This window comes from Xanthomonas sp. F1, assembly GCF_014199855.1.
The window spans coordinates 708,960-729,812 of the sequence record NZ_JACHOK010000001.1 but is presented as its reverse complement, the minus strand read 5'-3'; the positions used below and the strand labels follow the sequence as shown (position 1 = coordinate 729,812).

General features: G+C 69.2%; 11 protein-coding genes and 1 pseudogene. 5 read left to right on the top strand and 7 right to left on the bottom strand.

Features of this window, described 5'->3' with window-relative positions; all coding sequences use genetic code 11:
• Positions 1–318 precede the first annotated feature (318 nt).
• A complete protein-coding gene (locus GGR71_RS03050) occupies positions 319–633 on the top strand; it encodes a hypothetical protein (RefSeq protein ID WP_160957341.1) in 315 nt (104 codons plus the stop codon).
• Here the strand turns inward: GGR71_RS03050 and GGR71_RS03045 are convergent.
• The 3 genes from GGR71_RS03045 to GGR71_RS03035 all read right to left on the bottom strand — a co-directional run bounded on the left by GGR71_RS03045 (position 617) and on the right by GGR71_RS03035 (position 8,789).
• Positions 617–3,001 (bottom strand): TonB-dependent receptor plug domain-containing protein, encoded by a 2,385-nt coding sequence (locus tag GGR71_RS03045; protein ID WP_160957342.1) that lies wholly within the window; start codon positions 2,999–3,001, stop codon positions 617–619. The two genes, GGR71_RS03050 and GGR71_RS03045, sit on opposite strands and share 17 nt — an antisense overlap.
• Positions 3,002–3,694: 693 nt before the next feature.
• Complete coding sequence (locus GGR71_RS03040) at positions 3,695–6,085, bottom strand: TonB-dependent receptor plug domain-containing protein (RefSeq protein ID WP_160957343.1); 2,391 nt, start codon at positions 6,083–6,085, stop codon at positions 3,695–3,697.
• 313 nt (positions 6,086–6,398) lie between these two features.
• A complete protein-coding gene (locus tag GGR71_RS03035; RefSeq protein WP_160957344.1) occupies positions 6,399–8,789 on the bottom strand; it encodes a TonB-dependent receptor plug domain-containing protein in 2,391 nt (796 codons plus the stop codon).
• Between the two features lie 254 nt (positions 8,790–9,043).
• On the opposite strand from GGR71_RS03035, the gene GGR71_RS03030 reads away from it, so the two are divergent.
• The gene (locus GGR71_RS03030) at positions 9,044–10,903 is read left to right on the top strand and encodes an ABC-F family ATP-binding cassette domain-containing protein (RefSeq protein WP_184451619.1); all 1,860 of its coding nucleotides are present in this window, start codon (positions 9,044–9,046) and stop codon (positions 10,901–10,903) included.
• 202 nt (positions 10,904–11,105) lie between these two features.
• Positions 11,106–11,621: a YcxB family protein gene (locus GGR71_RS03025; RefSeq protein ID WP_160957346.1), complete on the top strand. Its 516-nt coding sequence runs from the start codon at positions 11,106–11,108 to the stop codon at positions 11,619–11,621.
• A 743-nt stretch (positions 11,622–12,364) separates the two neighbouring features.
• Here GGR71_RS03025 and GGR71_RS03020 read toward each other — a convergent pair.
• Complete coding sequence (locus GGR71_RS03020; RefSeq protein ID WP_048491904.1) at positions 12,365–12,655, bottom strand: hypothetical protein; 291 nt, start codon at positions 12,653–12,655, stop codon at positions 12,365–12,367.
• Positions 12,656–12,873: 218 nt separating this feature from the next.
• Positions 12,874–13,752 carry a LysR substrate-binding domain-containing protein gene (locus GGR71_RS03015; protein ID WP_160957347.1) on the bottom strand — a complete coding sequence of 293 codons (879 nt, stop codon included), beginning with the start codon at positions 13,750–13,752 and terminating at the stop codon, positions 12,874–12,876.
• A 98-nt stretch (positions 13,753–13,850) separates the two neighbouring features.
• Here GGR71_RS03015 and bla point away from each other — a divergent pair, with 98 nt between their 5' ends.
• Both bla and GGR71_RS03005 read left to right on the top strand, forming a co-directional pair.
• A complete protein-coding gene (bla, locus tag GGR71_RS03010) occupies positions 13,851–14,759 on the top strand; it encodes a class A beta-lactamase (protein WP_160957348.1) in 909 nt (302 codons plus the stop codon).
• 290 nt (positions 14,760–15,049) lie between these two features.
• Entirely contained in the window at positions 15,050–15,997 is a 948-nt protein-coding gene (locus GGR71_RS03005) for an alpha/beta hydrolase (protein WP_456362583.1), read from the top strand.
• A gap of 144 nt (positions 15,998–16,141) precedes the next feature.
• Here GGR71_RS03005 and GGR71_RS03000 read toward each other — a convergent pair.
• Positions 16,142–18,293, bottom strand: a pseudogene (locus tag GGR71_RS03000) (phosphocholine-specific phospholipase C); the annotation flags it as partial.
• Positions 18,294–18,363: 70 nt separating this feature from the next.
• The gene (locus GGR71_RS02995) at positions 18,364–20,760 is read right to left on the bottom strand and encodes a TonB-dependent receptor domain-containing protein (protein ID WP_160957350.1); all 2,397 of its coding nucleotides are present in this window, start codon (positions 20,758–20,760) and stop codon (positions 18,364–18,366) included.
• Positions 20,761–20,853 lie beyond the last annotated feature (93 nt).

Below are 20,853 nucleotides of genomic sequence, written 5' to 3'. Positions count from 1 at the left end.
TCGATTTGCTCAGGTATGGCCCTAGGCCACGCGCCATGGCGTGAACCGGTCCGGCATCGCCGGTGCGTCGGGCGCCGTGCTCATTGCAGTTTCCATGCCACACAGTCAACGCCAACGCCCATACCACGCGGCGCAGCGGTGCCGGTCGCGGCGCCGCGAACATGTACAGGTACGAGTCTATTGGCGATGGGCTGTACACCGTCCCGCTTCCGATCGTGTGCGCGTCGGTAAAGCAGACGAGGCGAGCGCGGCATGGCGTTCCTATGTCGGGCATCGCGATCATGGGCTGTGGCGAGATGGCTGCCACGCAGTAACCCGATGCATTCCATCGCGCGACGAATGCTTGACGCAGTGCGTCGCCGCCGCGATCAGGTCGAGGCGGCGCTGCAGCGGGATGGGAATCGCGACGGCCACGGTGGTGTGATGCGCTGCCGAAGGTGCCTGCCGGGCTGGTGCGCAAGCGACGCGCCGAATCCTTATCGCCACGGCGTTCGTGCGCAGCCCGATACCTGCGACATCGCCGTGGTGCCGGATGCCAGCCGTCGCGCCTATGCGGTCGCGACGTCGCCGGTGGCGAAAGCGGCAGCGATGCCGGGACATCGCCGCCGCATGCGCGTTACCAACTGTAGTTGACGTTGGCGTAGGCGAACGCGCCATTGAAGCCGAACGGCGAGGAGGTGCTGTACGGCAGATAGGTGCGGGTGCCGGCCCCGGCGCGCGAGCGGTCGGGGTATTCGTTGAGCACGTTGTCGCCGCCGACGGTCACACGCCACCGACCCAGCGTGTACGCCGCCGACAGGTCCAGGGTCCATTTGGCCGCGTAGGTCTGGTCGGCGGCCGGCGTGGTGCCGAAGTCGTTGAACTCGCCCCAGCGCGTGGCGGTGGCGGTAAAGGCCCAGGCGCCGGGCGACCACACGCTGCTCAGGAAGAACTTGTCGCGCGGCGAGCCGCGGGTGATGCGGCCGATCTCGGCGCGGCCGATGCGCACCGCGGTCGGGTCGATCGCTTCCAGCACGGCCGGGTTGCCGGCGATCTTCTCGATGTCGGTCTTGTTGTAGTTGTAGCCGGCGGTGAGGTCGAGGCTGCTGGCGGCCAGCGCGAGCTTGTAGGTGCCGATCGCGTCCACGCCCTGGGTCTTGGTGTCGATGGCGTTGGTGAAGTAGCGGCCGCCGCCGATACCGGCGTAGCCGTTGCCCTGCAGGTAGTTGCGCACGGCGGTGGAGGTGAGGTTCTCCGAAAGCACGATGCGGTCGTCGATGTCGATGCGGTAGGCGTCGAGGGTGATGTACAGCGCATCCACCGGCTGCAACACCAGGCCCAGGCCGTAGTTCCTGGACTTCTCGGCCTTCAGTGGCTCGGCGCCGAGCGCGATCGCCGCCGGGTTGTCGGTGCGGAAGGTGCCGATCTCGAACGGCGTGGCGGCGATGCTGCCGTCGGGCTGGGCGACGTTGATGAAGTTGGTGGCCACCGACTGGAAATACTGCTGCTGCAGCGAGGGCGCGCGGAAGCCGGTGGACGCGGTGGCGCGCAGCGCGACCTTCGGGCTGAAGGCATAGCGCAGCGACAGCTTGCCGGTGGCGGTGTCGCCGAAGTCGCTGTAGTTCTCGTAGCGCCCGGCCAGGCCGGCGGAGAACTTGTCGGTGATGTCGCCTTCCAGGTCGAGATAGGCCGAATAGCTGTTGCGGTCGTAGTGGCCGGAGTCGCTGGGCTTGAAGCCGGCGAACACCTGCGCGCCCGGCAGCAGGGTGCCATTGGCCGAGGGAATGCCACCGTTGACGTAGGACGCCGGCGCGCCCGGCGATTCGTTGAACTTCTCGCCGCGCCACTCGGCGCCGAACGCCAGGGTGACCGGGTAGGCCAGGCCGACCTCCAGCGACTTGCTGAAGTCGGCATTGAGCACGTTCTGGGTGACCTGCAGCGCGCCGGCATAGAACGCGGTGGGACTGGCCAGGCCCAGGCTGTTGTTGAGGCTGTGGCGCACGTCGAAGCTCAGATCGTTGCGGCCGTAGTTGTAGCTGAGGTCGATGGCCAGCCCGCCGGCGGTGCTGGACTTGACCCCGCCGACCCAGGACACGTCCTTGCTGACGTTGTAGATCTGCGGCAGGAAGCCGTCGGGGTAGATCTCCGGGCGGTTGCGGTTGTCGCCGGACCAGCGGAAGTAGCCGTTGGACAGCACTTCGCGGCGGCTGAGCATCGCGTAGGAATAGAAGGTGATGTAGTCGGCCGGGCTGTACTGGCCGTTGTAGGAAACCGCGCCCTGGTCCACGTCCGGATCGCCGTAGCGCTGCTGCACCTGGCCCTGGTAAGGCGTGGCGCGGTCGGTCTGGTCCTGGTGCCCGGCCTGCGCCGCGAAGTGCACGCTACCGGTCTCGGCGAAGGTGAGGCCGGCATCGCCGGAGAGCTGGTACTGCTCGCCGTCGCCGGCGCTGTACTTGCCGTAGCGCCCGGCCAGGCTGCCGCCCGTGCCGCTGCCCTTGAGCACGATGTTGATGACACCGGCGATGGCATCGGAGCCGTATTGCGCGGACGCGCCGTCGCGGAGCACTTCGATGCGCTCGACCGCGGCGATGGGAATGGTGTTGAGATCGGCCGGCGAGGAGCCGCGGCCCTGCGCACCGTTGAGGTTGACCAGGGCGGTGGTGTGGTAGCGCTTGCCGTTGACCAGCACCAGCACCTGGTCCGGCGAGAGCCCACGCAGCTGCGCCGGACGCACCGCGTCGGAACCGTCGGTGATCGCCGGGCGCGGGAAGTTCAGCGAGGGCACCGCGCGCGACAGCGCAGTGGCCAGTTCGGTGGTACCGGTGGACTGCAGCGTTTCCGGCGAGATGATGTCGATCGGCGAGGCGGATTCGGCCACGGTGCGGTCGGCCACGCGGGTACCGGTGACGATGACCGTGTCCAGCGTCTGCGCGTTGCCGGTGTTCTGCGCGTGAACCGACACGGCGGATGTCGCCAGGCACAGGGCGACGGCGTGGGCGAGCGGAGTGAGCGTGCGCGTCATGGGGGAGGCGGCTCCAGAAGTGGGGGTAGGCGCCGCTGCATGCGCACTCCCCTGTCCCCTGGCGGATGCGGCGACGCCCGCTAGGGATTACCGGGTGATGTCAGTGGAGTCAACGTTCCGTTAAGGGGGAGCGCCGAGGTTGCAATTGCAACCACCGCTGCAGGCGTTGCGGCAGTGCGAATTCCCGGATTTTCCGGCCTCGTAGACAAAATGCCAGAGAAGCACGCGCACGCGGTGCCCGCGGCCGTGCCCGCGCGCGGCCGCCGTGGCGTTTTCGCAGCGCGATGTGCAGGATGCTGGCTGCGTGACACGGGGCAGAGCACGGTGTCGGGCGCGTCGTGGGGCACGAGCACAGCATCTCGCGAGCAATGTGTATGGCGCATGTGGGAGCCGCTTCAGCCGCGACGAGTGAAGCCCAACGCCACCTGGCACCTTCATGCGTCGGGACTGAAGTTCCTCCCACAAGGACGCCCGATCCATGCGCCTTAGGAGCGGCTTCAGCCGCGACCCATAGACAGCATCGGGTCGCGGCTGAAGCCGCCCCTACAAAGAAGTTCAGGTCGGCGAAAACGTCGCAGGCTGGTGAATCTCCAATCCCAAATCCCAAATCCGCGGCCCCAACAACAACGGCCCGGAAACCCGGGCCGTCATCCTGTCGCTCTGCGCGGGAGCAATCAGCGCCCGGCCCTGCAATCACCAGCGGTAGTTGATCCGCCCGTACACATAGGCGCCGTTGAAGCCGTACGGCGAGTAGTTGCTGTACGGCAGCATGCCGTAGGTGGAGTTGATCAGGTTGGCGGTCTTGTCCGGGTACTGGTCGAACACGTTGTCCGCGCCCAGCGTCAGCGTCCAGTTCGTGCTCGGCTTGAAGTTGGCCGAGGCGTCGACCACCCAGTCCGCGCCGTAGGTCTGGTCGCGTGCGGCGGTGGCCGAATTGCGCACGGTGAATTCGCCGTAGCGGGTGGCGGCCAGGCTCAGGTCCCACTTCGGCAGTTTCCAGGTGCCGCTGAGGATCAGCTTGTCCTTCGGGTAGCTGTCCTCCAGGCGGCCGATCTCGTCGCGGCCCAGGGTGGTCTGGGTCGAGCCGATGGCGGCCAGCGCCTGCGGCTGGGTCACCGCATGGGTGATGTCGGTCTTGCTGTAGCCGTAGCTGGCGGTGAGGTCCAGCGTGCTGGCCGCGAGCGGAATGCTGTAGGTGCCGACCACGTCGACGCCGCGGGTTCGGGTGTCGGCGGCGTTGCTGAAGTAGCGCACGCTGGTGACGTTGCTGTAGCCGAGCTGGCGCAGCTTGGCCAGCACCGCCGCGTCGTTGAGGTTGGACGACAGCAGAATGCGGTCGTCGATCTCGATCTGGTACGCGTCCACGGTCAGGTACAGGCGCTCGACCGGCTGCAGCACCAGGCCCAGGCTGTAGGACAGCGAGGTCTCGGCCTTCAGCGGCGCGGCGCCCAGTGCCTGGGCCACGGCGCTATTCACCGGGAAAGTGCCGGATTCGAAGAAGCTGCCGTTGATGTAGCTGCTGGTCACCGCCTGATACTGCTGCTGCGCCAGCGACGGCGCGCGGAAGCCGCTGGCGACGGTGCCGCGCAGCGCTACCTTGTCGGTGAACGCGTAGCGCGCCGACAGCTTGCCGGAGGTCTTGCTGCCGAAATCGGAGTAGTCCTCGTAGCGGCCGGTGAGGCCGGCGGAGAACTTGTCGGTGAGGTCGGCTTCCAGGCCAGCGTACACCGCGTAGTTGTGGCGGTCCGAATGCACCGCGTTGAGCGGCGCGAAGCCGGCGAAGCCCTGCGCGCCGCCGGTGGTGCCGGTGTACGAGGCCGGCTCGCCCGGCGACTGGTTCCACTTCTCCTGGCGGTATTCGGCACCGAAGGACAGCGTCACCGGATACGCCAGGCCCCACTCCAGCGGCTGGGTGAAGTCGGCGTTGACCGCGTTCTGGGTGTACTCCAGCGCGCCGTCGTAGAAGCGACTCGGGCTGTCGGCGCCGAGGCTGTAGTTGATGCTGTTGGCGGTGTGGAAGTCGACCTTGTTGTAGCCGTAGTTGTAGCTGACGTCCCAGGTGAAGCCGCCGGCGGTGCTGCCCTTCAGTCCGGCGACCAGCGAGCGATCCTTGGAGTACTGCTCGATCTGCGGCACGTAGCCGTCGGGGTAGACCTGCGCCAGCAGCGCGGTCTGGCCGTTGTGGTTGGGCGAGCGGTAGAACGCGAACGAGGTGATGTCGCGGTTGCTGGCGATCGCGGTGGCGTAGCCGGTGAGGTGGTCGCCGAAGCGGAACTCGCCGTTGGCCGAGACCGCGGTGGCGTCGACCTTGGGATCGCCGTAGACGAAGGTGGTCTGGCCGATGCCGGGATAGTTGCCGGTGTTCGGCGCGGTGCCCTGGTAGGGGCCGGCGCGGTTGGTGGCGTCCTGCTGACTGATCTGCCCGGCCACGTGCAGGCTGCCGCGGCCGTCGCCGAAGCCGACCCCGGTATCGCCGGAGAGCTGCGACTTGGCGCCGTCGCCGGCCGAGTACTGCCCGTGCTCCACGGCCAGGCTGCCGCCTTCGCTGGCGCCCTTGAGCACGATGTTGACCACGCCGGCGATGGCGTCGGAGCCGTACTGCGCCGAGGCGCCGTCGCGCAGCACTTCCACCCGCTCGATCGCGGCGATCGGGATCGCGTTGAGATCCACCGCCGAGGCGCCGCGGCCGATGGTGCCGTTGACGTTGATCATCGCCGAGGTGTGGCGGCGCTTGCCGTTGACCAGCACCAGCACCTGGTCGGGCGAGAGCCCGCGCAACTGCGCCGGGCGGATGCCGCTGGTGCCGTCGGTCAGCGCCGGGCGCGGGAAGTTCAGCGAGGGCAGCGCGCGCGACAGCGCGGTCGCCAGTTCCGAGGTGCCGGTGGCCTGCAGCGCCTCGGGGGTGATGATGTCGATCGGCGATTGCGACTCGGCGACGGTGCGGTCGCTGACGCGGGTACCGGTGACGATCACCGTGTCCAGCGTGCTGGGCGTGCTCGGTGCGTCGGACGCGGTCTGGGCGAAGGAGGGGGCGGCGAGGGCGGCGAGCACGGCGCTCGCCAGCAGCGACAACGGACGGTTCATGGAAACTCCAACAGGTGCCGAAAACGGCAGGCGGGGCACGCGGCGGCCGGCAAGGCCGACAGGCCACGTCCTCAGGGACGTCTAATTATTTTTTAACATGCGTGCTGCGTCGCAGGATGCAAGCGCATGTTCTTATTCCATTACGTTCTAAGGGGCGGCAGAACGCCGCGCCGCCGTCCGCTATGGCAAGGCGCGAACAACGTCCCGGTAGCGTCCGCGTCCACCGGGACAATTGCGGCATAGGCCTATTGGCCGCGCGAGTCACGCGTGGCGAGACGTCGTCGCCTGTCGCGGCGACGCCCGCAAGGTTCGCTCAGAAGCGGTAGCTCACCCGCCCGTACCAGTACCGTCCGTTGAAGCCGAACGGCGACAACGGCGAGTACTGCAGGCCGTTGGGGCGGTCGTCGTAGATGTTGTTGAGCGCGGTCCGGGTCGGGTACTGGTTGGTGACGTTGTCGGCGCCGACGGTAAAGGTGAGGTCGTGCCAGGCGTAGCTGGTGGACAGGTTGAGCAGCCAGCGTGCGGCGAAGCCCTGGTCCTGGCTGCCGTCGGCCTCGTCGCCGCGGCGGGTGATGGCGCCGTAGCGGGTGGCGTCGCCGTGCAGGGTCCAGCCGGCCAGGCTCCAGTCGCCGCTGAGCACGTACTTGGTGCGTGGCGTGGCGTCGGTCAGCAGGCCCTGGCTGGCGCGGCCGAAGTTCGGGTCGGAGATCTCCAGGATCTCGATCTTGTTGTAGTTGGCGCTGAAGCTGAGGTTGAGCGTGCCGGCGCGGTCGAGGTCGAGCAGGTAGTTGCTTACCCAGTCCACGCCGCGGGTGCGGGTGGTGGCGCCGTTGACGAAGAACTGCGCGGCGCTGACCTGGCCGATCGGCACGGCCAGCGAGATCTGGTCCGAATACAGGATCTGGTCCCAGATGCGGATCTGGTACAGGTCCAGGGTGGCATTGAAGCCGCCGCCGGGTTGCCAGACGGCGCCGACGCTGTAGTTGGTGGATTTCTCCGGCGACAGTGGCTTGGCGCCGAGCGCGATGGCCACCGGATCGGAGGTGCGGTAGGTGCCAATCTGGCTGAGGACGCCGTCCACTGGCAGGGTCACCACCGAGGCGTAGTTCTGTTGCGCCAGCGAGGGCGCGCGGAAGCCGTTGGAGAGCGTGCCGCGGACGGCGAAGGCGTCGTTGAGCTGGTAGCGCGCCGACAGCTTGCCCGAGCGGGTGGCGCCGGCATCGCTGTAGTCCTCGTAGCGTGCGGCGATCCCGCCGGACAGGCGCTCGCTCAGGTCCGCTTCCAGGTCGGCGTACACCGCCTTGCTGTGGCGCTGGAACTGCCCGGCCACCGAGGGCGCCAGGCCGGGAAACACCTGCGAACCACCGGGGTAGGGCGCGCCGGTCTCGGGGTTGATGGCGTTCGGATCGAAGTAGATCGAGGTGGGCGAGCCGGCCACCACGGCGTACTTGTCCTGCCGGTACTCGGCGCCGAAGGCGAGGTTCACCGGGTAGGCCAGACCCCAGTCCAGCGACTTGCTGAAATCGGCGTTGAGCGCGTTCTGCTCGTTGCGGAAGCCGCCGGCGTTGAAGCGGGTCGGCGAGGCGCCGGTACTCCAGTACAGGTTGGTGTTGATGGTGTTGCGCAGGTCGAAGGTGACGTCGTTCTTGCCGTAGTCGGCGGAGACGTCCCAGGTCCAGCCGTTGTCGGTGCTGCCCTTGACCCCGAGCACCGCGGCGCGGTCGTTGGACGGGTTGTAGATCTGCGGCAGGAAGCCGTTGGGATAGACCGCCTGCACGTTGCGGTCGCTGTTGTCCCAGGCGCGGTAGTAGCCGTTGGACAGCACCTCGCGGCGGCTGACGTTGGCGTAGCCGTACAGGTCGACGTGCGGGGTGAGCGCGTAGCCGAAATTGACCAGCCCCTGATAGGTCTTGAGCGCCGGGTCGCCGTAGCGCTCGTAGGGAACGCCGCTTGGGTTGGCGGCCCCGGCCAGGGTGGTGGCCTTGTCGGTGTTCTCGGCGCGGTTGGTGTTCATCGCGTTGAGGTAGTTCCACGACACCCGCACCCAGCCCGGCGCCTCGCCGCCCGGCGCGCCGCCGAAGGCCAGGCCGTATGAGCCGTCGATGCCGTTCTGCGCGCCGTCGCCCTTGTCCATGATGCCGCCGCTGACGGACACGCTGTTGCTGCCGGCCTTGGCGCCGTGCTTGAGCACGATGTTGATGACGCCGGCGATGGCGTCGGAGCCGTACTGCGCGGAGGCGCCGTCGCGCAGCACCTCGATGCGCGCGATTGCCGACATCGGGATCGAGTTGAGGTCGGCCGGCGCCGAGCCGCGCCCGACCGACGGGTTGTAGTTGACCAGCGAGGTGGTGTGGTAGCGCTTGCCGTCCAGCAACACCAGCACCGCGTCCGGCGACAGGCCGCGCAGGGTCGCCGGGCGCAGCGCGTCGTTGCCGTCGTTGATCGCCGGGCGCGGGAAGTTCAGCGACGGCAACAGCTTGCCCAGTGCGCTGGCGAGGTCGCTGGCGCCGGTGGCCTGCAGCGCTTCGGGCGCGATGATGTCGATCGGCGATTGCGATTCGGCCACGGTGCGGTCGGCGATGCGGGTACCGGTGACGATGATGTTGTCCAGCGTGGTCGGGGCCTGCTGGGACTGGGCGAGGCTGTTGCCGGAGGCGAGCGCGAGCAGGACGGCACTGACGAGGGGGAGGCGGCGTTGCGTCATCGGGCGGAGACTCCTGGCTGGGGGACTTGGCGTGGGTCTGGCGATTTCCGGTTTAGAGGGGGCAAATGGTGCGATGCAGCGTGTGCCATCGGATTGAAATCCGTTTTTCACGCGGGCGTGTATACAAAAACGGCACTGGGTCGGGTTTTCGCGGGAGCCCGCGCGTCGGCCCGAACCGCGCCGCGTCGCCGCCCCGGGTGGGCCGGGGCGGGCGAAGCGGCTACACTTCCGCCTCGCTAGCCGAGTGCCCTGCCTTGATTTCCCTACGTAATTTCGCCTTGCGCCGCGGCGAGCGGCTGTTGCTGTCCAATGTCGACCTCACCCTGCACGCCGGCTACCGGGTGGGCGTGGTCGGCCGCAACGGGGCCGGCAAGTCCAGCCTGTTCGCGGCGGTGAAGGGCGAACTGGAGGCCGACAAGGGCGACGTCGACCTGCCCGGCAAGGTGCGCATCGCCAGCGTCGCCCAGGAAACCCCGTCGCTGCCGGACCCGGCGCTGAGCTTCGTGCTCGGCGGCGACACCGCGGTGGCCGCGGTGCTGGCCGAAGAGGCCCAGGCGACCGCGCGCGAGGACTGGGAGGCGGTCGCCGCCGCGCACACCAAGATGGCCGAGATGGGCGCCTACGACGCCGATGCGCGTGCCGGCAAGCTGCTGCACGGCCTGGGCTTCCCGGCCGAGACCCATCACCGCGCGGTGTCCTCGTTCTCCGGCGGCTGGCGCGTGCGCCTGAACCTGGCGCGCGCGCTGATGATGCCCAGCGACCTGCTGCTGCTCGACGAACCGACCAACCACCTCGACCTGGACGCGGTGTACTGGCTGGAACAGTGGCTGCTGAAGTACCCGGGCACGCTGCTGCTGATCTCGCACGATCGCGAGTTCCTCGACAACGTCGCCACCCACACCCTGCACCTGCACAACGGCGGCGCCAAGCTGTACACCGGCGGCTACACCGATTTCGAGCGGCAGCGCGCCGAGCAGCTGCGCCAGCAGCAGATCGCGCACGAGAAGGAACAGGCCGAGCGCGCCCACCTGCAGAGCTTCATCGACCGCTTCAAGGCCAAGGCCTCCAAGGCGGCGCAGGCGCAGAGCCGGATGAAGCGCCTGGAGAAGCTGGCCGGCACCGAGGCGGTGCGCGCCGAGCGCGAGTTCCGCATCGAGCTGGCGCCGCCGGCCAAGCTGCCGTTCTCGCTGATCCGCCTCAACCACGCCGAGGCCGGTTACGGCGCGGACGCGGTGATCCTGCACAACGTCGGCTTCGGCCTGGAGGCCGGCCAGCGCATCGGCCTGCTCGGTCCCAACGGCGCCGGCAAGACCACCCTGGTCAAGACCCTGGTCGGCGAACTGCCGCCCATCGCCGGCGAGCGCATGGCGCACCCGGACCTGCGCATCGGCTACTTCGCCCAGCACACGGTGGAGTCGCTGCACGAGGGCCAGTCGCCGATGGACCACATGCGCGAGATCGACAAGGAGGCCAGCAACCAGGCGTTCCGCGATTTCCTCGGCAAGTGGAATTTCCCCGGTGACCGCGCGTTCGAACCGGTCGACGGGTTCTCCGGCGGCGAGCGCGCGCGCCTGGCGCTGGCGCTGATCGCCTGGCAGCAGCCCAACGTGCTGCTGCTCGACGAACCGACCAACCACCTCGACCTGGAAATGCGCGAGGCGCTGGCTGAGGCCTTGAGCGATTTCGAAGGCGCGATCGTGATGGTCTCGCACGACCGCCACCTGATCGGCCTGGTCTGCGACACCTTCTGGCGTGTGGCCGACGGTGTGGTGGAGCCGTTCGACGGCGACCTCGACGCCTATGCCGCGTGGCTGCGTACGCGACCGGCCGCGCAGGGCACCAAGCAGAAACTGGCCGAGGCCGCGCCGACCCCGCCGCCGCCGGTCAAGCCGCTGCCGGCGAAGAAGCCGCCGAACCCGCACAAGCTGGCCGCCGCCGAGAAGCGCGTGGGCGAACTGGAAGCGACCCTGGCCGAGCTCGACCGCCAACTGGCCGATCCGAAGCACTACGCCGATGCGGAGAAGATGGCGGTGCTGGGTCGCGAGCGCGAGACGGCCGCGCGCGACCTGGCGCAGGCCGAGCAGGCGTGGATGGAACTGATCGACGGCGCCTGAGGCGTGCCGTAAGTCCCCTCGTCGGTGCATGGCCGCGAGGGCGGCTCTCACGCCTGCGTCGGCCAATCCTGGAACACCACGCGGGCCGTCGTGGCATTCGGCATCGCCGGCGGCGGGTGCGGCACTGGCCGCTTTGCACCGATCCTGCGGTGCGCGGCACGCTCCGTGCCCGGCCCTGGGCGACAGTGCGAGGAGGAGCACGATGATCAGCGGCAGCATCACGGTGCAGGATTACCTGGCCGCACAACGCCTGCATCAACGGCGTGGGCATCGACGCGTGCTGCTGGTGATGGCGGCGCTGCTGCTCGGACTGGCGGTGTTCGCGTTCGCCAGGCACGGTTCCGGCATGGCCATCATCGGCGTCATGCTGGCCGTCGCCGGTGGCGGTGGCCTGATCGGCCAGACCATCCAGTCGGCATGGACGATGCCAAGAAAGGTGCGGCGCCTGCACGCGCAACAGGCGGCATTGCGGCATCGCCTCACCTATCGCTGGGACGCGGCCGGCCTGGAGATCACCTGGGCGGACGGGCGCGTGCAACGCTCCTGGCGCGACGACGTGCGCTATCGCGAGAATGCGCAGGTGCTGATGCTGTACCAGAATGACGTCCTGTTCGACCTGGTGCCGACGTCCTGGTTCGCCGATGCCGCGCAGCGCGATGCGTTCCGGCAACTGGCGGCGGCGCAGGTAGGCACCGACGGCGGCAAGCGCGCCGTGTAGCGGGCGCCGCCGGCAGGGCGTGCGCCGGAGAGACGTGAGATGTGGATGTCCGGGCCGGGTCTGTTCCCGCGGATGCGGCGCGGCGATGGTGTCGCCGCCGAGCATGGATGATTCCCGCCGAGCTAACGGTTCCGTCTCCCTGCGGGAGAAGGTGCCCCGAAGGGGCGGATGAGGGGGCGTGTGCCTGGGGAGTCGGAGCAGCCGGCCGTGTGTGCTGGCCTACCCTCACCCCAACCCCTCTCCCGGTGGGAGAGGGGCTTCAATCACGTCTTGACGCCGCTCCAAGCGAGGCCGGAGCGCGAACCGGCGCACCCCGTGTGGGAGGGGCTTCAGCCCCGACGTCGCATCGCCTCAGTCAACGGCAAGTCCCGCCTGCATTGCATGCGCCAGCGCCCAGGGCTGAGCGCGCGCCTGGCCCACGTGCTGGCGTACCCTCGCCCCAACCCCTCTCCCGGTGGGAGAGGGGCTTCAATCACGTCTTGACGCCGCTCCAAGCGAGGCCGGAGCGCGAGCCGGCGCACCCGGTGTGGGAGGGGCTTAAGCCCCGACGCCGCATCGCCTCAGCCAACGGCAAGTCCCGCCTGCATTGCATGCGCCAGCGCCCAGGGCTGAGCGCGCGCCTGGCCCACGAGGACGCTGCTGGCGGCAGTGGCACGCCGTGCCCGGCGTGATCGGTCGCGCCGGACGTGCGGGGCAGATAAGGACGATCGAATCGGCCAGCGCGCCGCGCCGGCCCGCGCCGCTCAGGCGGCAGCGCTGGCCACGACCAGCAGGCCGCCGGCGATCGCCGCCCAGTCCAGCGGCGTGCGCGAGCGCAGGCTCTGCAGCGAGGGGCGGGCGGTCGGCGTCGGTCGCAGGCTGGCCTTGAGCGCCATCAGCGCCAAGCCGGTGGCGCTGAGCGCCCAATGCCATTCGCTGGCGCCGCCGCGCAGGAAGTAGGCCAGATGCAGCACACACAGGCATCCCAATACGGCTGCCAGCACGACGTCACGCGAGACCAGGCCCGGACGGGCGGTCAGGACAACACGGTTCATCAGCATGTTTCCCCCGAAAGCGGTGGCGCCTTCCCTAGGCGCACATTCCGACTGCGACCAGGATCATAGTTCGGGCCTGACATGCCGCCAAGCGGCAGTGCACAAATTCTTCACATTGCTGTCAGTCCCTGCTAATAGACCAAGCAATGCGCGTGCCGGATGCGTCCAGGTGCGTGGTCCAGGTGACCTGGAGAAGGGCCCGCAGCGCGACCTACCGCTCAATCCGGGCGTAGCGCCTGCTCGGCCAGCAACCATTGGTGCAGGCGCCGGCCGGCGTCGCTTTCCGCGCGCGAACGCAGCCGGGTCAGCCAGTAGCGGCCCAGGTCGATGCGGGTCGGGAACGGGCACAGCAGGCGCCCGGTATCCAGGTCCTGGGCGAACAGGCGCAGCGGCAGCAGGGCGACGCCGTGGCCGGCCGCGGCAATGCTGGCCAGGGTCAGCGAGGCATCGCAGATCGGGCCGCCGGCCAGCACCTCGGGTGCGCCGGCGGCCTGCAGCCAGCGCGGCCATTCGTCCAGCCGGTAGGAGCGCAGCAGGGTGGTCCTGGCGAGGTCTGCGGGCGTGCGCAGCAGCGGCGCCAGCACCGGCGCGCACACCGGTGCGAAGGGGGCGTCCAGGATCGGCGTGGCGTACTCGCCCTGCCAGTCGCCGTCGCCGAAGCGGATCGCCAGGTCCAGGCCTTCACCGGCGAGGTCGACGCGGTTGTTGTGGGTGTACACGCGCAGTTCGATGTCCGGATGCGCGGCGTGGAACGCATCCAGCCGCGGCAGCAGCCAGCCCACTGCGAACGTGCCGACCACGCCCACGCTCAGCGTCTCGCGGTAGCGGCCGCCGGCGAAGCGCTGCAGGGTGGAGGCGATGCGGTCGAACGCCTCGGTCAGCACCGGATGCAGACGCAGGCCCTCGTCGGTCAGGGCCACGCCGCGCGGCAGGCGCTGGAACAGCACCACGCCCAGGCGCACCTCCAACTGCTTGATCTGGTGGCTCAGCGCGGCCTGGGTCACGCACAGCTCGGCGGCGGCGCGGGTCAGGTTCTGGTGTCGCGCCGCGGCCTCGAAGGCACGCAGGGCGTTCAACGGCAGGTGCGGACGGATCATCGCCAGATATCAATTTTTCTCATTGGTGCGATTGAATAACCTCGCTGGTGGGGGCAGGTCAATGCGGCCATCATCCTGGCTCCCGACGGAGGTGGACGATGCTGACGAGACGACGGTTCCTGCAGGGCGTGGGCATGGGCGCGAGCCTGCTGGCGGTGGCTGCAGTACAGGCAAAAACCGCGCAACATCCTGCGCCCACGCTGCAACAGCGCTTGGCCGACATCGAGCGTCGCAGTGGTGGCCGGTTGGGCGTGAGCCTGCTCGACGGCAGCGGCGCGAGGCTGGGCGGACAGCACCAGGACGAGCGCTTCCCGCTGTGCAGTACCTTCAAATTTCTATTGGCGGGAGCGGTGCTGCAGCGGGTCGACCGCGGCGAACTGTCCCTGGAACGGCGCGTGCCGGTGCGCAAGGCGGATCTGCTGGGGAATGCACCGGTGTCCGAGCGCCATGTCGGCGGCACGCTCAGCGTGGCCGAGCTGTGCCGTGCGGCGATGATCTACAGCGACAACACCGCGGCCAACCTGCTGCTGCCGCTGGTCGGCGACCCGCCCGGGGTGACCCGCTTCCTGCGGGCGCTGGGCGATACGCAGACCCAGCTGGACCGCAACGAGCCAGGCATGAACGACTTCGTCGCCGGCAATCCGCGCGACACCACCACGCCCGCGGCGATGGCCGCGACGATGCGCACCCTGTTGCTCGGCGAGGCGCTGCAACCCGTCTCGCGGCAGCGCCTGATCGGCTGGATGCGCGACAACCGCACCGGCAAGGACTGCCTGCGCGCCGGCCTGCCGGCGGGCTGGCAGATCGGCGACAAGACCGGCAGCAACGGCACCGACACCCGCAACGACATTGCCATCATCTGGGCGCCGGGGCGAGCCACGCCGCTGCTGCTCACCGCCTACCTCAACGGCGCAAGCGTCGACAGCGCCGCGCGCGATGCGACGCTGAAGGCGGTGGCGCAGGCGGTGGCCGCGTCGTTGCCTGCGCAGGCAACGCGCGCCGGCTAGGCGGCAGCTTTGCGCGTTTGATCGCCTGCGTTCGCCGCATCGCGCCGGATGCAGGTCGCTCTTTCATAGGAACGGCTTCAGCCGCGACGGGCTTTACCGGGAAAGTCCGTCGCGGTTGATCGCACAACAGGGGGCAAGAGCCGTTCCTGCGAGACGCTGTTCGTGATCATCGGCTGTGCCCTCGTGCCGATGCGCGTGCGATCGCCTGCGTTGCACCCAACGGCCACAGCTGCCGCGGCCGTGCGCCCTCGTGCGGTTTCTTCCATTCCCAATCCTGTTCGGAGCATCCCATGCGTCGATTCGTATGCTGTTCGTTGGCCATCGCCATCGGTCTGTTTGCCCACGCCGCGCAGGCGCGGGTCTGGGAACCCTCGCCCGGCCACGTGCAGGTGCCGATCTGGCCCGGCGCGGTGCCGGATGCCTTGCCGCATCCGAAGCCGGAAACGGGCGGTCCCGGGGCCCGGATCGACAACGTCAGCCGGCCGACCATGACCGTGTACCCGGCGCAGGGCCACAACACCGGCGCGGCGGTGGTGGTGTTTCCCGGCGGCGGCTACCAGATGCTGGCGATGGACCTGGAGGGCACGGAGATCTGCGACTGGCTGGTCTCGCGCGGCATCACCTGCGTGCTGCTGAAGTACCGCGTGCCGAACTCGGGGCCGACCTGGGTCGATGACCGTCGTTACTACCCCAAGGTGCAGACTGCGCTGCAGGACGCGCAGCGCACGCTGGGCCTGGTGCGGCAACAGGCCGCGACCTGGGGCGTGGATCCGCACAAGATCGGTGTGATGGGCTTTTCCGCCGGTGGGCACCTGGTGGCCGCGACCAGCACGCACTTCGCCCAGCGCACCTATCCGTTGGTGGACGCTGCCGATCGCGTGAGCTGCCGCCCGGACTTCGCCATCGCCGTGTATCCGGGCCATCTGTGGGTGCACGAGGACGAGGACGCCGACACCCGCGATTTCACCGATCTGGGGCTGCGTCCGGACATCCGCGTCGTCGCCGACACACCGCCGACCTTCCTGCTGCAGGCGCAGGACGACTATGTGGACGGCATCTCGCAGGTACTGGCGTACTACGTCGCGCTCAACCATGCCGACGTGCCGACGGAAATGCACATCTACGCCCATGGCGGCCACGCTTTCGGTTTGCGCGCGAAGAACCTGCCAGTCGCGCAGTGGCCGCAGCTGGTGGAAACCTGGCTGCGGACGCTCGGGGTGCTTGAGAGCCGGGATTAGGAATTTGGAATTGGGGATTCGTAACAGCCGGGATTGGGGATTCGGGATTGGCAAAAGCGTGTCGGCGCGCGGTTGCGCTTTCGCGAATCCCAAATCCCAAACCCCAAATCCCAAATCCCGGACGTTGTTACGAATCCCCATTCCCGACTCCCCAATCCCGCCCGCCTCCGGCGGGCTCCTGATACAACCGCGCCGGTCCGCCCATCGCCGGGTCGCTGATGCCGGGCTTGCCGGTTTCCACGCGGCCGGCCAGGCGCTGGCGCGCGTTGTCCTGGACCAGCCACAGGTCGTACCAGCCGCCGCTCGGCTTGGCGCTCCAGCGCATGCGCTGCTCGGCGCCGGGCGCCAGCGTCAGCCGTTGGTGCGGTTGCGCCTGGGCGTAGGCGGCCGGTTCCAGGGACACGTCGAGCGGGGCGGTGCCGGCGTTGCGCAAGACCAGGCACAGCGCCTGCGCATCGTCCGGGTCCTGGGCGATCTCGGCCTGCAGCAGCGGTGCGCTCAGGTCGCCGCGGTAGTGGCGGTGGAAGCCGTTGGGGCCGAGCAGCCACAGGTCGTAGTCGCCGTCGTAGGTGGTCCAGGTGCCGTCCAGCGACGCACCGGCGCCCACCGTGTAGCGGCGCGGGATCGCGTCGAGGAGGTGGCGGTCGTAGACGTGCAGGACCGCCGCGGACCCGGTGTTGGTCATGCGCAATTGCACCTCGCCACGCTCGAGGACGTAGTGCAACTGCACCGTCGGCCGATACGGCAGCGCGCGCGAACGGCGCACGCCGAACGCTTGCCGCGGCGCCTGCAACTGCGTCGGCAGCGTCGGCAGCGCATGCTCGCGCAGCGCCGCGGCCCGCGCCGCCGCCTCGCGCACATCCGGCAGGTCGGCGATGAACGGGCGCGTGTCGGCCTGGCGGAAATCGAAGGCATCGAGCAGGTCGCCGCAGACCGCGCGGCGCCACGGGGTCAGGCCGCTGGCGGCGACACCGAAGCGGCGCTCCAGCAGCCGCAGCACCGAGGTGTGGTCGTAGACCTGCGAATCGACCCAGCCGCCGCTGCTCCACGGCGAGATCACGTACAGCGGCACCCGTGGGCCGAGGCCGTAGGGACGCCCGCGCAGTTCCGGCGGGTCTGCCTTGGCATCGCCCGGCGCCGGATGCAGGTGGTATTCGCCGTCGGTCGCGACGCTGGAGGCGCCGGCCCAGCCGCCAGCGGCGGCCGGGTCGGGCGAGGGCGGTGCCGGCGGTGGCACGTGGTCGAAGAAGCCGTCGTTCTCGTCGAACATCAGCAGCAGCGCGGTGCGCGCCCACACCTTCGGATCGGCGGTCAGCGCGTCGAGTACGCGCGCGGTGTAGGCCGCGCCCTGCGCCGGGCTGGAAGGATCCGGATGCTCGCTGCCGGCGGCGTCGGCGATGATGAAGCTCACCGACGGCAGCCGCGCGGCCAGCACGTCCTCGCGCAACTGCGCCAGGCTGCGGCTGGAGATGCCGCGTGCGCGCAACTGCGGATCGTGCCCGGGCGCGCCGCGCCAGGCCGCGCGGAACGGCGCGAAGCCGGCCAGCGGGTTGTCGGTGAAGTTGTCGGCCATGTCCTGGTAGATCTGCCACGACACGCCGGCCTGCTGCAGCGCCTCGACGTAGCTGGGCCAGCGGTAGTCGTCCGGGTCGCCGCCCAGTTCCGGGAAGTTGTCGTGCGAGTTGGCGATCGCCGGGCCGCCGGCGCGCGCGTGCGGATCGTTCTGCCCGGTCCACAGGAACACGCGGTTCGGATTGGTGCCGGCCTGGATCGCGCAGTGGTAGGCGTCGCAGACGGTGAAGGTCTCGGCCAGGGCGAACTGGAACGGCAGGTCGTCGCGTTCGTAGTGGGCCAGCGCGTGGTCGCGCTTGGCTGCCGGCCACTGGCCCATGCGACCGTGGTCCCAGGCTTGCTGTGCGTTCGGCCAGGTATGCGGGGTGCCTTGCACGCGCATGGTGGCGAAGTTGTGCGCGGTGCGCAGCGGAAACGGCGCGAGTGGACGGCTGCCGTCGGCGCTGGGCTGCAGCCACACCGTGCGCGGGGCGATGCCGGGCAGCGTCGGCGCCGGGATCGGGAAGCGGTCGCCGAAGCCGCGCACGCCGGCCAGGCTGCCGAAGTAATGGTCGAAGGCGCGGTTCTCCTGCATCAGGATCACCACGTGCTGCAGATCGTCGAGGGTACCGCTGCGCACGTCCGGGGCGATCGCCGCGGCGCGGGCGATGCTCGGCGGCAGCAATCCGGCGGCGCTGGCGGTGAGGCCGGCGCGGAGCAGCCGGCGGCGGGTCTGGTCGGTCATGGCGGTCCGGGGAGGTGCAATACGGCGGCGGCCGGGATCGGCCGCCGCCGCGAGACTGCCATGGCGCCGGTTACAGGTCGACCATGAAGGTCAGGCCGACGGTGCGCGGCGGCGCGATGAAGGCGCTGTCGCTGCCGTCCACGCCATTGAGGTAGCGCTTGTCGGTGAGGTTGCTGATCACCAGGTCCAGCTTGGCCTGCTGCAATTGCGGGCTCAGCGCGCCCAGGGCGATGCCGAGATTGGCGTCGAAGGTGGTCACCGCATCCAGCGCCGCGCTGTTGGCCGCGTCCAGGTAGCGCCGGCCGAGGTAGCGGCCGGACAGGCCGCCGTGCCAGCGCTGGCCCTGCCAGTCGGCCGACAGCACCAGGGTCTGCCGCGGCTGGCCGATCACCTGCGAGCCCGGTGCGATCTCCAACGCCTGGTCGCGCGCGGCGTTGCCGCTGCCCAGATAGGTCGCCTTGTTGTAGGTGTAGGCGCCGTTGAGCCGCCAGCCGTTGTCCCAGGCGTAGCCCAACGCCAGTTCCACGCCGCGTGCGTGCACGCCGCCGAAGTTCTCGTAGACGCCATCGGTCTCGCCCAGGTAGTCGATGCCGGTGACGAAGTTGGCCGGCACGTAGACGATGCGGTTGTCGAAGCGGATGTCGTACAGGGTGATGCTGCCAGTCAGCGGCCAGCGGCTCATGCGCAGGCCCACCTCGACGTTGTCGGCGGTTTCCGGCTTGACCTTGCTCAGCACCAGCGGATCGGTCTCGCCGAGCACGCCGGAGGGAATCGCGGCGAAGTTCTGCGAGAAGCCGGCGAAGGCTTCCACGCCCTTGAGCGGCGTGGTCCAGGTCAGGCCGGCGGAGAACAGCGGATCGGAGTGCGAATCCGACTCGATGTGCGCGGCATCGCCGATGCGGCGGTCGCGGGTCTGGTCGACGAAGAACTGCTTGACGCCCACGCGCCAGGCGAAGTCGCCGTAGCGCATCACGTCCTCGGCGTAGTACATCTGCTCGTCGGTGCGGTAGTCGTCCTTGAACTGCACCCAGTACGGCACGTGGTCGAAGGCGATGTTGGTGCCGACGTTGAGCAGGCGGTGCCAATCGCGGGTGACGCTGCGGTCGTAGCGTTCCAGCCACAGGCCGCCGCGCACGGTGTTGTGCAGCCCGCCGAAATCCTGCGCCCACTCCACGTCGGCGGTGACGCCGCCGCGCTGGTTGTCGTAGTGGCTGTGGCGGTAGGACTGCACCGGCAGCGAGCCGGCCGGGTAGCAGGCCGGGTTGGACTCGGCCGGCAGGGTCGCGGTGTCGGCGCAGCCCGGCAGCATGCTCGCGGCCGCGCCGCTGGGGGTGACGAAGTAGAGCTTGCCCAGGGCGCTGCCGCCGTACACGGTGTGGCCGCCGGTGTATTCGGACTCGGGACGCCCGGCGCCGTCGTTGGTGACGTCCACCAGGTAGGGCGGGATCCAGTCGCCACGGCCCTGCATGCGGTGCCCGTAGCCGGTCAGGGTGGCCTTGAAGCCGTTGCCGCCGTCGAACTGTCCGCGCAGGTAGCCGAAGGTGTTCTTGCGCAGCGCGCGCGAGCCGGAGCGGTAGTTCTGGTCGTAGTAGGGGATGCCGGTGAGCTTGCCGGTGAGCAGGTCGTGGTCCGGATCGGTGGCGAACTGCGCCGGGGTGACGCTGCTGTATTCCGACTCGTTGGCGTCGTCGTAGGACAGGTAGCCGCTGAGCGTCCACGCGCCGAGGTCGCTGACGAACTTGCCGGCCAGGTGGTCGCGGGTGGTGTGGCCGCTGCCGTCGATCCAGTCGTCGTTGCTGGCGTGCGAGCCGCTGACCCAGGCGCGGGTGCCGCCGAGGTCGCCGCTGTCGTAGCGCGCGTAGTACTTGCGCGCCTGGTTGTCGCCGATGCCGAAGGCCATGCGCACGCGCTGCTGCTCCAGCGGATCACTGGTGAGGAAGTTGAGGGTGCCGCCCAGCGCTTCGTTGGAGCGCGAGGCGATGTCGGCGGTGCCCTGGCTGACTTCCACCGTCTCCAGGTCCAGCGTGTCGATGAAGCGGTTGGCCTTGGCGCCGCCGCCGTAGGCCGAGCCGCCGTTGGGCACGCCGTCGATGGTGGTGCCGATCTGCTGGTCGTCGCGGTTGGTGACGAAGCCGCGCATGCTGATCTGCGTGCCCCAGTCGGAGGAGCCGAACGCATCGGCCTCGGTGGCGATCACGCCGGGCAGCTCGTTGAGCGCGTCGTTGACGCTGCTCATCGCGAACTGGCGGTCCAGCGCCTCCTTGCTGACGTTGATCTTGGCGTAGGTGGTGGCCTGGCCGAGCACCTGCACCTGGTCCAGGGTCGAGACGCGGTCGCTGCCGTCGGCCGGGGCGGTGCCGTCGGCGCCGTCGGTAGTTTCGGCGGCGTGGGCGCAGGCGATGCTGGTGGCCAGCGCCAGGGCCAGCAGGGTTGGAGAAGGGGTGCGGAAATACGCCGAAACGGTCATCGGGTGCGCGGCTTGCGTGAGGGGCGCTTATGGTCCGATCGAGCGATTTCGTGCGTGTGACCGCGATCTTGCGAATTCATGCATCATGCGCAA

What these genes read in the sequence shown, in the direction of transcription:
- GGR71_RS03050 (WP_160957341.1), top strand. Translation starts at nt 319, where the DNA reads ATGCATTCCATCGCGCGACGAATGCTTGACGCAGTGCGTCGCCGCCGC.
- GGR71_RS02995 (WP_160957350.1), bottom strand. Translation starts at nt 20,760, where the DNA reads ATGACCGTTTCGGCGTATTTCCGCACCCCTTCTCCAACCCTGCTGGCC.
- GGR71_RS03020 (WP_048491904.1), bottom strand. Translation starts at nt 12,655, where the DNA reads ATGAACCGTGTTGTCCTGACCGCCCGTCCGGGCCTGGTCTCGCGTGAC.
- GGR71_RS03015 (WP_160957347.1), bottom strand. Translation starts at nt 13,752, where the DNA reads ATGATCCGTCCGCACCTGCCGTTGAACGCCCTGCGTGCCTTCGAGGCC.
- GGR71_RS03035 (WP_160957344.1), bottom strand. Translation starts at nt 8,789, where the DNA reads ATGACGCAACGCCGCCTCCCCCTCGTCAGTGCCGTCCTGCTCGCGCTC.
- bla (WP_160957348.1), top strand. Translation starts at nt 13,851, where the DNA reads ATGCTGACGAGACGACGGTTCCTGCAGGGCGTGGGCATGGGCGCGAGC.
- GGR71_RS03045 (WP_160957342.1), bottom strand. Translation starts at nt 3,001, where the DNA reads ATGACGCGCACGCTCACTCCGCTCGCCCACGCCGTCGCCCTGTGCCTG.
- GGR71_RS03025 (WP_160957346.1), top strand. Translation starts at nt 11,106, where the DNA reads ATGATCAGCGGCAGCATCACGGTGCAGGATTACCTGGCCGCACAACGC.
- GGR71_RS03040 (WP_160957343.1), bottom strand. Translation starts at nt 6,085, where the DNA reads ATGAACCGTCCGTTGTCGCTGCTGGCGAGCGCCGTGCTCGCCGCCCTC.
- GGR71_RS03005 (WP_456362583.1), top strand. Translation starts at nt 15,050, where the DNA reads ATGCGTCGATTCGTATGCTGTTCGTTGGCCATCGCCATCGGTCTGTTT.